This window comes from Stenotrophomonas sp. Sm2128 (genome assembly GCF_030985535.1).
Classification (GTDB): Bacteria; Pseudomonadota; Gammaproteobacteria; order Xanthomonadales; family Xanthomonadaceae; genus Stenotrophomonas; species Stenotrophomonas maltophilia.
In genome coordinates this window covers 1-11,580 of the sequence record NZ_JAPTFQ010000110.1, presented here as the reverse complement: position 1 = coordinate 11,580, position 11,580 = coordinate 1, and the positions used below count along the sequence as shown (strand labels likewise).

The 11,580-nt window shown below is 66.8% G+C and carries 12 protein-coding genes; 5 read left to right on the top strand and 7 right to left on the bottom strand.

The annotated features are described in order from the left end of the window. Nucleotides 1–230: 230 nt before the first annotated feature. The 3 genes from dcp to arfB all read right to left on the bottom strand — a co-directional run bounded on the left by dcp (nucleotide 231) and on the right by arfB (nucleotide 3,537). Nucleotides 231–2,387 (bottom strand): peptidyl-dipeptidase Dcp, encoded by a 2,157-nt coding sequence (gene dcp / locus O0K41_RS20980; RefSeq protein ID WP_012478784.1) that lies wholly within the window; start codon nucleotides 2,385–2,387, stop codon nucleotides 231–233. 111 nt (nucleotides 2,388–2,498) lie between these two features. After that, on the bottom strand, nucleotides 2,499–3,101 hold the full coding sequence (locus O0K41_RS20975) for a lysophospholipid acyltransferase family protein (RefSeq protein ID WP_005407645.1): 603 nt from the start codon (nucleotides 3,099–3,101) through the stop codon (nucleotides 2,499–2,501). Nucleotides 3,102–3,105: 4 nt separating this feature from the next. After that, nucleotides 3,106–3,537 (bottom strand): alternative ribosome rescue aminoacyl-tRNA hydrolase ArfB, encoded by a 432-nt coding sequence (arfB, locus tag O0K41_RS20970; RefSeq protein ID WP_005407644.1) that lies wholly within the window; start codon nucleotides 3,535–3,537, stop codon nucleotides 3,106–3,108. Between the two features lie 133 nt (nucleotides 3,538–3,670). Here arfB and O0K41_RS20965 point away from each other — a divergent pair, with 133 nt between their 5' ends. After that, nucleotides 3,671–4,198: a DUF2059 domain-containing protein gene (locus O0K41_RS20965; protein ID WP_164255614.1), complete on the top strand. Its 528-nt coding sequence runs from the start codon at nucleotides 3,671–3,673 to the stop codon at nucleotides 4,196–4,198. A gap of 76 nt (nucleotides 4,199–4,274) precedes the next feature. On the opposite strand, the gene O0K41_RS20960 is transcribed toward O0K41_RS20965, so the two are convergent. Together O0K41_RS20960 and O0K41_RS20955 are read right to left on the bottom strand one after the other, a co-directional pair. Beyond that, on the bottom strand, nucleotides 4,275–5,015 hold the full coding sequence (locus O0K41_RS20960; RefSeq protein ID WP_164223332.1) for a pseudouridine synthase: 741 nt from the start codon (nucleotides 5,013–5,015) through the stop codon (nucleotides 4,275–4,277). Nucleotides 5,016–5,194: 179 nt separating this feature from the next. Further along, nucleotides 5,195–5,782 (bottom strand): O-methyltransferase, encoded by a 588-nt coding sequence (locus O0K41_RS20955; protein WP_049449329.1) that lies wholly within the window; start codon nucleotides 5,780–5,782, stop codon nucleotides 5,195–5,197. 165 nt (nucleotides 5,783–5,947) lie between these two features. Here O0K41_RS20955 and O0K41_RS20950 point away from each other — a divergent pair, with 165 nt between their 5' ends. From O0K41_RS20950 to O0K41_RS20935, 4 genes are read left to right on the top strand one after another with little or no spacing between them, the layout of a single operon-like run. Then, a complete protein-coding gene (locus tag O0K41_RS20950) occupies nucleotides 5,948–6,559 on the top strand; it encodes a PIG-L deacetylase family protein (RefSeq protein WP_043035697.1) in 612 nt (203 codons plus the stop codon). Continuing rightward, a complete protein-coding gene (locus tag O0K41_RS20945; protein ID WP_005411906.1) occupies nucleotides 6,559–7,698 on the top strand; it encodes a glycosyltransferase family 2 protein in 1,140 nt (379 codons plus the stop codon). Before O0K41_RS20950 ends, O0K41_RS20945 begins: the two co-directional genes overlap by 1 nt. Further along, nucleotides 7,685–8,290, top strand: coding sequence for an acetyltransferase (locus O0K41_RS20940; protein WP_088435789.1), 606 nt, complete (start codon nucleotides 7,685–7,687; stop codon nucleotides 8,288–8,290). The genes O0K41_RS20945 and O0K41_RS20940 overlap by 14 nt, the downstream gene beginning before the upstream one ends. Before the next feature lie 4 nt (nucleotides 8,291–8,294). Continuing rightward, a complete protein-coding gene (locus O0K41_RS20935; protein ID WP_060380409.1) occupies nucleotides 8,295–9,080 on the top strand; it encodes a YaiO family outer membrane beta-barrel protein in 786 nt (261 codons plus the stop codon). A 52-nt stretch (nucleotides 9,081–9,132) separates the two neighbouring features. Here the strand turns inward: O0K41_RS20935 and ubiB are convergent, their stop codons facing one another. Continuing rightward, nucleotides 9,133–10,788 (bottom strand): ubiquinone biosynthesis regulatory protein kinase UbiB, encoded by a 1,656-nt coding sequence (gene ubiB / locus O0K41_RS20930; protein WP_164223329.1) that lies wholly within the window; start codon nucleotides 10,786–10,788, stop codon nucleotides 9,133–9,135. Next, on the bottom strand, nucleotides 10,785–11,420 hold the full coding sequence (locus O0K41_RS20925; RefSeq protein WP_005411902.1) for an SCP2 sterol-binding domain-containing protein: 636 nt from the start codon (nucleotides 11,418–11,420) through the stop codon (nucleotides 10,785–10,787). The genes ubiB and O0K41_RS20925 overlap by 4 nt, the downstream gene beginning before the upstream one ends. Nucleotides 11,421–11,580: the final 160 nt, after the last annotated feature.

Here is an 11,580-nt window from a genome sequence, read left to right as displayed (position 1 = left end):
CCCCCCCCCCCCCCCCCCCCCCCCCCCCCCGGCCCCCCCCGCCTTCGACAGATCTCCGCGAACTGTCGGAACAGCATGGCCTGCTTTTGGTGGGTGTCGACCTTGGTCGATACATGGATCCACGCCATGCGTGGATGAGCAGCAAACTGCGGAATCTATCGATGGTATCGATTCAACGAAAAACGGCGGGGTTTCCCCCGCCGTTATTTCTTTCGTACTCCAGGTCGCGCTTATTTCAGCCCGCGGAACTTCAGCAGCGGTTCCACCGACGGGTCCTTGCCGCGGAAATCGCGGTACAGGGTCGACAGCTCCACGCTGTTGCCGCGCGAGAGGATCTTGTCGCGGAATTCCTGGCCATTGGCGGCGGTCAGGCCACCGTGTTCGGTGAACCACTGATAGGCGTCATGGTCCAGCACTTCCGCCCAGAAGTAGGCGTAATAGCCGGCCGAGTAACCGCCACCCCAGATGTGGTCGAAGTAGGTGGTGCGGTAACGCGGCGGCACCTGCGGCAGGTCGACCTTGAACTTCTTCAGCGCGCTCGCTTCAAAGGCGCCGACGTCCTGCAGCGGCGCGTCGGCCTTCTGCGTGTGCCAGGCCAGGTCGAGCAGTGCGGCCGACAGGTACTCGGTGGTCGCATAGCCCTGGTTGAAGCTGCGTGCCTTGAGGATCTTGTCGACCAGCTCCTGCGGCATCGCCTCGCCGGTCTTGTAGTGCTTGGCGTAGTTGGCAAACACCTTCGGGTCCAGCGCCCAGTGCTCGTTGAACTGCGACGGGAACTCGACGAAGTCGCGCGAGGTGGCGGTGCCGGCAATCGACGGATACTTCACGTTCGAGAACATGCCATGCAGTGCATGGCCGAATTCATGGAACATGGTGGTGACGTCGTCGAAGCTGATCAGCGCAGGCTGGCCGGCGGCCGGCTTGGTGAAGTTGCAGACGTTGTAGACCACCGGCTTGGCGCCGGTCAGGCCGTCCTGCTCGACGAACACGTCCATCCAGGCGCCGCCGGACTTGCTGTCACGCTTGAAGTAGTCGGTGTAGAACAGGGCCAGCGAGGTGCCGTCCTTGTCGAACACTTCGTACACCTTCATGTCCGGGTTGTAGGTCGGAATGTCGGTACGCGGCTTGAAGGTGATGCCGTACAGCTGGGTGGCGGCGTAGAAGACGCCGTTCTGCAGCACGTTGTCCAGTTCGAAGTACGGCTTGATCTGCGACTCGTCCAGATCGTACTTGGCCTTGCGCACCTGCTCGGCGTAGAAATCCCAGTCCGAGGCGGCGACCTGGAAGCCGCCCTTCTGCGCGTCGATCACCTTCTGGATCTCGCCGGCTTCGGCGCGCGCCTTGGCGGTAGCGGCCGGCACGGTGTCGGTCAGCAGCTTCAGCGCGGCAGCCGGGGTCTTGGCCATCTGGTCGCCCAGCTGGTAGTCGGCGAAGGTGTCGAAGCCAAGCAGCTTGGCCTTCTGCGCACGCAGCTGGGCCAGGCGCTGCACGGTCTGCCGGGTGTCGTTGGCATCGCCACGCTCGGCGCGGGTTTCCGAAGCCTTCAGCACGGCGGCACGCTGGTCGCGGTCACTCAGCGAGCCGAGCACCGGCTGCTGGGTGGTGTTCTGCAACGGCAGCAGGAACTTGCCATCCAGCTTGCGCTCCTTCGCTGCGTTGGCGGCGTTGTTGATCGCATCCTCGTCCAGGCCGGCCAGCTTGGCCTTGTCGTCAACGACCACGGCGGCGGCCGCGGTGGCAGCCACCAGGCGAGTATGGAACTGGGTGGAGAGCGTGGTCTCTTCCACGTTGAGCTTGCGCAGCGATGCCTTGTCGGCGTCGGACAGCTGTGCACCGGCGCGCACCAGGCCATCGTAGTAGTGCTCGACCAGGCGCTTCTGCACCGGATCCAGTTCAAGGGTGTCGCGCTGGTCATAGATCGACTTCACGCGCGCGAACAGCTTCGGGTCGAGGTTGATCTCGTCCTGGTGCGCGGCCAGCTTCGGCGCCACTTCTTCCTGGATCTTCTGGCGTGCATCGTTGGTATCGGCCTGGACCAGGCCGAAGAAGATGCGCGACACGCGGGTCAGGGTCTCGCCGCTGCGCTCCATCGCCACGATGGTGTTGTCGAAGGTGGCCGGCTCGCTGCTGTCGGCGATCTTGCGAACGTCGGCCAGGTGCTGGCGCATGCCTTCTTCGAAGGCCGGCAGGTAGTCGCTGTCCTTGATCTTGTCGAACTGCGGCGCCTGGAACGGCAGCGTGCTGGCGCTCAGCAGCGGATTGGTGGAGGCTTCGGCCGGCTGCTGGGCCGGGGCTTTCTGGGCATCGGACACGGGGGTGGACTCCTTGCCGGAACAGGCCGCCAGCGCCAGGCTGATGGCGGCGGCCAGGACTACGGTACGCGACATGTAAAACGCTCCTTGGGCAGACGGTATGGAATACCAGCCCTCCACCCTACTCCTGTCGCGCTCGCCCGGCATGTGCCGGACGTGGCGTCTATGCGACGGCCTGTGGCCGGCTCAGACCGTGCCGCGGGTCTTGCCGATCCACGGCCGGTAGAACTCGCGGATGGCGGCCATGTCGGCAGCATCGTCGCCGGTCGGCTGGAACAGCGGGCCGATGCCGATGGTCTTTTCCGGGTAATGGAAATAGGCGGCCAGGATCGGCACGTCGGCCATCCGGGCGATCTTCAGGAAGCCGGCCTTCCACTCCTTCACCGCCTTTCGGGTGCCCTCGGGGGTGATGGCGAACCACATCTTCTCGTTGTTGCGCAGCAGGTCCACCGCCTGGCCCACCGTGCCCTGCGGCGAGCTGCGGTCCAGCGGGATCACGCCCAGCTTGTGCAGCAGCGGCCCCAGCGGCCACCAGAACAGCGAGGCCTTGCCCAGCACCTTCACCTTCATGCCCAGCGCGATCTTGGCCGCCATGCCCCACAGGCCGTCCCAGTTGGACGAATGCGGCGCGATGATGAACACCAGGCGCGGGATGTCAGGCAGGGTGCCGGTCACCTTCCAGCCGCCCATGCGCAGGGTGCAGCGCGCCAGCCAGCGCAGGAAGGCATTGGGTTTGACCTGTGGCATCTGCGGCGGCACGGCCGGCAGCAGCGGAGTCGGGTTGTTCAAGCAATCACTCCCAGTCACGTGATGAGCGCCCGCGCTTGATCTGCGCGCGCCCGCGTTTGGCGTCCAGACGACGCAGTTTCGACCCTAGGGTCGGCTTGGTGGCCTTGCGTGGTTTGGGCACGCTCAGCCCGGCCTGGATGAAGGCCGCCAGCCGCTCGCGCGCATCCTCGCGATTGCGATCCTGGGTACGGAAACGTTGCGCGTCGATGACCAGCACGCCTTCGCCGGTCATGCGCCGGTCACGCCGCGCCAGCAGGCGCGTGCGCAACGGTTCGGGCAACGAGGGCGAGTTGGCCACGTCGAAACGCAGTTCCACCGCAGTGGAGACCTTGTTGACGTTCTGGCCACCGGCACCGCTGGCACGCACGAACCGCTCGACGATCTCGCCGTCGGGGATTTCAAGCTGCGCGTTGATGGTGACCGGTCCACTGCCCATCCGCGCATTGTAGCGGCAGCCACGCGTCGGAGTGCGCATCGCGCGCCGTATGCCGCCGATCAGGTAACGAACACGCCGCCTTCGCCTTGGCTGCGGGTATGCTGGCCGTCCCATGTACCGCAGGAAGCTTCGCATGACCCGCTCCGCACCCGCCCTGCCCTCCCTGCTGCGCCGCGCCGCCCTGCTGCTGGCGGTGGCCGTGGCCAGTGTCCCCGCCCTGGCCGCGCCGCCGACCGATGGCGACATCAACCGTCTGCTGTCCGCGTCACGTGCGCAGAGCATGATCGACACCATGCTGCCGCAGATCGAGGCGATGCAGCAGCAGCAGTTCCAGCAGGTGGCCGCACAGCGCCAGCTCAATGCTCAGCAGCAGGAGCAGCTGAAGCGGATCCAGGCACGGACCAGCCAGACCCTGCGGCAGGCACTGTCCTGGCAGCAGCTGCGGCCGATGTACGTGGACCTGTACAAGAAGACTTTCAGCAAGGAAGACGTGCTGGCGATGGCCGAGTTCTACGAGAGCGCGGCCGGCCAGAGCCTGCTGGACAAGACCCCGGCCCTGATGCAGAACGTGATGGTGGCGATCCAGGCGCGCATGCAGCCGCTGTTCGCGGACCTGCAGAAGGACCTGGAAGCGATCGTCAACGAGCCGGAAAAGAAGTGAGGTCGTGCCGGCCGCTGGCCGGCAACCTCGTACGGTTGGGATCAGGCAGATGCCGGCCAGCGGCCGGCACTACCGTCTATAGGTCCACCTGCCAGCCGAACAGGTCCAGCGCCTTCTGGAACTCACGATCCAGCGGCGCACTGACATCCACGTTGCCGCCCTCAGGATGCGGGAAGCGCAGGCGCTCGGCGTGCAGCAGCATGCGGTGCACGCCCTGCATGCGGAAGATGCGGTTGTGGCGGCCATCACCATGGCTGGTGTCGCCGATCATGTGATGCGACAGGTGCTTGAGGTGCCGGCGGATCTGCCGGAAGCGCCCGGTCTGTGGCTGGCAGCGCAGCAACGCATAACGCGAGCTGGTGAATTCACCGACCGGCACCGACAACTCGCCGGTGGCCAGGCGCTGGAAGTCGGTGACCGCCGCCTTTTTCACCGGTTTGCCCGGGCCGCCGTCCAGATCATGATCGACCTGCCAGGCGAGTTCGGCCGGCCAGCCCCGGCAGACGGTCAGGTAGTCCTTCAGCACCTCGCCACCCATCAGCGCCTTGCCCAGCGCACTGGCGGTCTCGCGGTCAAAGGCCAGCAGCAGGCAGCCACTGGTGGCCCGGTCCAGGCGATGCACGAGGAAGATCGGGCGGCCCAGCTGCTCGCGCAGGCGGTCGGCCAGGAAGTCGTCTTCGCCACGGGCCAGCTTGCTGTCGTGGACCATCAGCCCGGCAGGCTTGTTGACCACAGCCAGGCGCTCATCCAGGTGCAGCAGCTGCAGGGGCGCGGTTTCAGTCTCGACCGCGGCGAGGGTGTCAGGTTCGGTGCTCACGGCGGAATTATCGAGGCTGGGCACTGAATGCGGTAGAGCCGGCCGGTGGCCGGCTGCCTGCGGATCGTCTGGCTGCTGGGCTTGCCGGCCAGCGGCCGGCACTACCAGATCAGGCGCGACCGGCACTACCAGATCAGGCGCGGCCGGCACTACCGGATCAGGCGCGGGCAGCACGGCGGTCAGGCGTTGCGTACGGCCAGCAGCTCGCCGTTGCCTACCGGCACCAGGCTGGTGCTGAAGTTCGCGTCAGACTCCAGCAGCGTCCGCAGCGGTTCCATCTCTCCCGCATGCGAGGTGGCGTTGTCCACCACCAGCAGGCCACCCGGCCGCAGCACGCGGCGCAGCTGCGGCCACCAGCCGGCGTATTGCCCGCGGTCCGAATCGAGGAACAGCAGGTCAATGCTGGCATCGGCGGCCTGTGCAAGCCACGGCCCGGCATCGTCGTGGACCAGCGTGATGCGATCGGCCAGGCCACTGCGCGCGAAGGTGTCACGCGCCATCGCCGCCTTGTCCTCGGCGTATTCCAGCGTGGTCACGTGGCCGTTGATGGCGGCGGCGGCCTCGGCCAGCCATAGCGTGGAATAGCCGTTGGAGGTGCCGATCTCCAGTACGCGGCGCGCAGTGCCGAAGCGCACCAGCACCGCGAGGAATTCGCCCGTATCTGGCGTGATGTTGAGCATGCGGCGGCCGCGTTCGACTTCACGGGCGTCGTTTTCGGCACCGAAGTGGGCCAGTTCGTTCTTCAGTTCCGACAGTTCCAGGGCCATTTTCCGCTGAGCTCGCCATGACGCAGCGTCCATTCTTACCCGAATCCCGGAATTTCGTATGAATCCTAGAGCCGCTGCATTTTCACGCTGAGATAGTTCCCGCCTCCTTCGCGCGGGGACAGCATGCCTGGCCGCCGCGCACCCGGCTTCCGCTAGGACACGGCCATGACATTGAACATTCTGGCAATCGGTGCCCATCCAGATGACATCGAACTCGGTTGCGGTGGCAGCCTGGCAAAGCTCGCCCGCGCCGGCTCACGCATCCATGCACTGGTACTCAGCCGTGGCGGCCGGGGCTGCCACGCCGGCATCGATCGCAGCGATGAATCGCATCGCGCCCTGCGCCGGCTCGGGGTGGCCGAGGTGATCCAGCAGGATTTCCCGGACACGCGATTCCCTGCCTGCCGCAACGACATCATTGCGTCGATCGAACAGGTCTGCACGCTGATCGAACCAGGCCGCATCTACACGATGTGTGGTGAGGATCATCACCAGGACCATCGCACCGTTCACGAAGCGTCGATCATCGCCTGTCGCCACATTCCGCAGATCCTCTGTTATGAGAGCCCCAGCACCCTGCCGCAGTTCGCGCCGCAGGTGTTCGAGGACATCAGCGCGCAGCTGGAGCTGAAGATCCACGCGCTGCGCGAGCATGCCAGCCAGGGCGATCGCCACTACATGCAGGAAAGCCACCTCCGCTGCCATGCGCAGTTCCGTGGCCAGCAGATCGGCATCGGTCCCAGCGAGGGCTTCCTGCCCTACCGTCTGGTGCTTTGATGAAGACGCTGTTGTTCCTGGCCATGTGCGCTTTCATCCTGGTACGAATCTGCGTGCAGGCCTCGCGCCGGCCCAGCACCCGCCTGTACAGCATCGACGCGATCGTGCCGGCCTACAACGAAGCCCCCTGCCTGGAGCGCTCGCTGGCCAGCCTGCTGGAAAACCCGTACGTGGCGCGGGTGATCTGTGTCAACGATGGTTCCACCGACAACACGGCTCAGGTGCTTGATGCGCTGCAGGCGCGCTGGCCCGGGCGCCTGGTGGCCGTGCACCAGGCCAACACCGGCAAGGGCGGTGCGCTGATGCACGGGCTGCAGCACGCAACCGCCGAGCAGGTGTTCCTGACCGATGCAGATACCCATATCGATCCGCGCAGCCATGGCCTGGGTTATCTGCTGGCCGAGATCGAGCGCGGCGCCGATGCGGTTGGCGGGGTCCCCTCGTCCAGCCTGCAGGGCGCCGGCTTCCTCCCCCATGTGCGCGCCAGCCTGAAACTGCCGATGATCGTGATCAAGCGCAGCTTCCAGCAATGGCTGGGCGGCGCACCGTTCATCGTTTCCGGCTCATGTGGCCTGTTCCGTACCTCGGTGCTGCGCAAGGTCGGATTTTCCGATCGCACCCGCGTGGAGGACCTCGACATGTCCTGGTCGCTGGTTGCGCAGGGCTATCGGGTTCGCCAGAGCATCCGCTGCGTGGTCTACCCGCAGGAATGCAACACGCTGGTGGAGGAATGGCGGCGCTGGCGACGCTGGATCGTCGGCTATGCGGTATGCATGCGCCTGCATCGCCGCCTGCTGCTGACCCGCTTCGGCATTTTCAGCATCCTGCCGATGATGCTGCTCGCCCTGGCCGGCATCATGCTGTCGCTGCAGGTATGGTTCGGCGCGGCCCGGCTGCACGGACCGGGTGGCCTTGCCCTGTCGGTGATGCCGCTGTTCTGGACCGGCATCGTCATGCTGCTGGCAGTGATCAGTGCCATCCACCACCGACGCGCGTGGCTGGTGCCGGCGGCGGCCTTCTCGATGCTGTATGTACTGCTCGCCTATGCGATCTGGCTGTTTCATGGCCTGGCGGGGCTGTTCACCGGCCGCGAACCCGTACGCGACAAGCCGACGAGGTACCCGCATGTGGTGGAATGACCTCGCCGCGATGGCCGAGGCACTGTCGACACTTGCGCCCCACACTGATCCCGACGCGGAGGTCTCGCCACGGGCCACCCTGCAGGGCGCCGTACGGATCGGTGCCGGCAGTCGCATCTGCGACGGCGCCCATGTCCAGGGTCCGGTGTCGATCGGCCGCGACTGCCTGATCGGCAACAACGCACTGCTGCGCGGCCCGCTGTGCATCGGTGACGGCACGCGTATCGGCTTTGCCAGCGAACTGAAGAACGCACGGTTGGGCAACCAGGTCAGCATCGGCCCGCAGTGCTTCATCGCCGACAGCCGCATCGATGACCGGGTCTATCTCGGCGCCCTGGTGCGTACCAGCAACCATCGCCTGGATGGGGCAACGGTCACCGTCCACATCGGCGACACCGTCATCGACAGCCAGCGCGACAAGCTCGGCGCCTGGATCGGCGAAGGTGCCGCGCTGGGCGTCGGCGTGATCATCCTGCCCGGCCGCATCGTCGCGCCGGGAAGCCAGTTCGGGCCGCGCATCACCGTGGAACGAAACCTGCCGCCCGGCCGCTACCGGCTGCTGCAGTCATTGCATTCCCAACCCCTGGAGTAACCCCATGCGATTGATCATCCGTGGCGCACTGCCATGCGCCCTGCTGCTGGCTGTCTGCAGCGCCCACGCCGGCGTCGACCGTGTCACGGTGCAGCTGGACCATGCCGACTACAGCGATGGCTTCGGCAAGCGCGACGTACAGACCGTGGACGTGGCCGGACGCAGTGGCGGCAGCCGCTGGCACCTGGGGTTGGCCCATGGCGAGCGTGACTACGGCAGCAGGCGATTCAGCGGCAACCGCATGCAGGGCTCGCTGCACCATCGCTGGAGCCCGCGCCTGTCCACCCGCACCGCTGTCACGGCATCCAACGATGATCCGGTGTTCGTCAACCGCCAGGTCAACCAGGACATCCAGTGGAACGTGACACCGCAGACCGTACTGAGCGTGGGCGGCAAATACGCCCAGTACCATGCCGGCGCCCATGTGAGCGGCTGGTCGGTGGGTGCCTCGCATTACTTCCCGCGCGTGACTGCCTCACTGCGCCACGAGCGGCACCGCCAGTCCAATGGACCGGATGGGCATGGCACCACACTTTCGCTGCGGCTGAAGGATGGGCAAGGCCGTGGTTCGACCCAGCTGTGGCTGGGCAGCGGCACGTCCGGCTATACCGCCGAGTCCGATCCGCTGCTGCTGCGCGAGCACGATGCACGGCGTGCCTTCCTGCGCCGCAGCCAGCCATTGGGTGAGCATCTGGTGCTGGACGTGGGTATCGGCAAGACCTGGCACAGGACGCGCCTGGACAGCTTCCAGAGTGTGCAGTCGCACCTGGGCCTGGGCTACCACTGGTGAGCCTGTAATTGATCGGCGGCGTACCGTGCCGCCGATCTTCAATCTGCCGGGGTCAGCGCCACCACGCGCGCGCCAGCGCCACCACGCCGACCGCACCGGACAGCCAGCTCCACGCCGGCACGTCGCCCCAGTACCAGCCCGGCGGCTGCAGCACATACATCAGTGCAGCGATGGCCAGCAGGCCAACGCCGGTGATCGCGCCCACGGCGCGCTTCTGCAGGCGCTGCAGGCTGGCGTCGAGCGCGACCAGATCGCGCGAACGCATCGCCAGTTCGTGGCGGCCTTCCACCTGCTGGGTCAGCCAGGCGTGCACCAGCCGCGGCATGTCCGGCGCATGGGTCATGATTTCCGGCAGGCGCTTGCCCAGCTCGCGCACCACCCGGCGCGGGCTGTAGCGCTCGCGCAGGATCTTCGCCAGCACCGGCTTGGCCACCGCCCAGATGTCGATCTGCGGGTCCAGCTGGCGGCCGACGCCCTCGATGTTCAGCAGGGTCTTCTGCAGCAGGATCAGCTGCGGCTGCAGCGTCAGCTGGTAGCGCTGCGCCACCCGGAACAGCTTCATCAGCACTTCGGCCAGCGAGATCTGCGACAGCGGACGGGTGAAGTACGGCTCGCACACTGAACGCACGGCCGCTTCCAGATCGTCGATGCGTACGTGGTCGGGCATCCAGCGTGCCTGCACGTGCAGTTCGGCGATGCGGCGGTAATCGCGGTTGAAGATGGCCATGAAGTTCTCGGCCAGGTAGTACTGATCTTCCTGCGAGAGCTGGCCCATGATGCCGAAGTCCAGCGCGATGAAGCGCGGATTGGCACGGCGCGCCGGATCGGTGTCGACCCAGATGTTGCCGGCGTGCGCGTCGGCATGGAAGAAGTTGTCGCGGAACACCTGGGTATAGAACACCCGCACGCCCTTGGCGGCCAGCGCCTTGCGGTCGATGCCGGCCTTGTCCAGTGCAGCGATGTCATCGGACGGAATGCCCCAAACGCGCTCCAGGGTCACCGCGCGCTCGGCGGTGTGGCTCCAGATCACTTCCGGCACGTACAGGTCGTCGGAGTTTTCCCAGAAGCGGCGCAGCACGCTGGCATTGGCGCCTTCGCGCTGCAGGTCCAGCTCGGCGGCCAGGGTGTTCTCGACCTCGGCCACCACTTCGCGCGGCCGGATCTTGTCGGCGCGCGGGTGGGTGCGCTCGACCAGCGCGGCCAGCGAATTGAGCAGGGCAATATCCGCGTCGATCTGCTTCTCGATGCCCGGTCGAAGTACCTTGACCACCACCTGGCGACCATCAGCCAGCGTGGCCGCGTGCACCTGCGCGATCGAGGCCGAGGCCAGCGGTTCGGTGTCGAAGCTGGCGAAGGCCTCGCTGACCGGCAGGCCGAGCGCGTCCTCGACGATGCGGCGCGCGGTCTCGCCATCGAACGGCTTGACCCGGTCCTGCAGCAGGGTCAGTTCGTTGGCCACGTCCGGCGGCACCAGGTCGCGGCGGGTGGACAGGATCTGGCCGAACTTGACGAAGATCGGGCCGAGGTCCTGCAGCGCCAGGCGCAGGCGCGCACCGCGCGACTGCGAGGCGATGCTGGCCGAGGCGCGCGGCACGAACGGCTTGGCCAGGCGCAGCCAGCGCTCGGCCGGCGTGCCCTGCAGCAGGTCGTCGAGGCGGTAACGCAGGATCACCCGGCCAATGCGGCTGGCCCGCAGCACGGCCTTCATGCGGCACCCCGCAGGCGCTGCACGCGTGCACCAAGGCGCTCCACGTCATCGCGCAGCACATCCACGTCGTCGTGGAAGGCATCCAGCTCGGCGCGCGGCACCACATCGCGCGACTCCTCGGTGATGAACTCAGCGGCGCTGTGGGCCAGATCGATCGCCCCCTGGCGCGCGTGCTGCAGGGCGCTGCGCAGGGTGTTGGCGACCTGCACGCCCAGTACTTCGCCGAATACGCTGACGAAAGGCTGCTGCCAGTCCGGATCGAAGCCCTTGGCCAGCTGCTGCAGGCGGCGCGCCAGCTCGGCATCGCCGGCCACGCGCACACGGCCCTTGCCGTTGTTGTCGCCGCGCCGCGCGTTGGCCAGCAGCGGCAGTTGAGCGAGCACACCGGCCAGGCTGCTGCGCACGGCCAGGTCGGCTTCCTGTGCATCCACCGGGCCGACCCGCAGCTGGTCGCCGTCGACGCTGATGCGCATCGCCAGCGACGGCGCTTCCAGGGTCAGGTCGATATGCCGGCCGTCGAGGCTGGCCAATGCATGGCGGGTATCCGGATCCAGCGCCAGCGCGCGGTTCAGGGCGATCTGCAGGGCGCGGCCAGCGACCGGCTTGAGGGACTTGAGCAGGGAGAGAGCCATGTGCGCATTCTACCTGCGTGGGTGGGGGGCTTGGGCCGGGCTGCCGGGCTGCCGCCCGGCACCCGTGGTAGTGCCGGCCGCTGGCCGGCAAGATCAACATCAAAAGCTGGCTATCCGTGGGATGGCGGGGTGGGTCCGGTTGCGGGGGACGCCGTAAACC

Coding starts and splice junctions, on each gene's coding strand:
- dcp (WP_012478784.1), bottom strand. CDS start 2,387: ATGTCGCGTACCGTAGTCCTGGCCGCCGCCATCAGCCTGGCGCTGGCG.
- arfB (WP_005407644.1), bottom strand. CDS start 3,537: ATGGGCAGTGGACCGGTCACCATCAACGCGCAGCTTGAAATCCCCGAC.
- O0K41_RS20965 (WP_164255614.1), top strand. CDS start 3,671: ATGACCCGCTCCGCACCCGCCCTGCCCTCCCTGCTGCGCCGCGCCGCC.
- O0K41_RS20955 (WP_049449329.1), bottom strand. CDS start 5,782: ATGGCCCTGGAACTGTCGGAACTGAAGAACGAACTGGCCCACTTCGGT.
- O0K41_RS20950 (WP_043035697.1), top strand. CDS start 5,948: ATGACATTGAACATTCTGGCAATCGGTGCCCATCCAGATGACATCGAA.
- O0K41_RS20945 (WP_005411906.1), top strand. CDS start 6,559: ATGAAGACGCTGTTGTTCCTGGCCATGTGCGCTTTCATCCTGGTACGA.
- O0K41_RS20940 (WP_088435789.1), top strand. CDS start 7,685: ATGTGGTGGAATGACCTCGCCGCGATGGCCGAGGCACTGTCGACACTT.
- O0K41_RS20935 (WP_060380409.1), top strand. CDS start 8,295: ATGCGATTGATCATCCGTGGCGCACTGCCATGCGCCCTGCTGCTGGCT.
- ubiB (WP_164223329.1), bottom strand. CDS start 10,788: ATGAAGGCCGTGCTGCGGGCCAGCCGCATTGGCCGGGTGATCCTGCGT.
- O0K41_RS20925 (WP_005411902.1), bottom strand. CDS start 11,420: ATGGCTCTCTCCCTGCTCAAGTCCCTCAAGCCGGTCGCTGGCCGCGCC.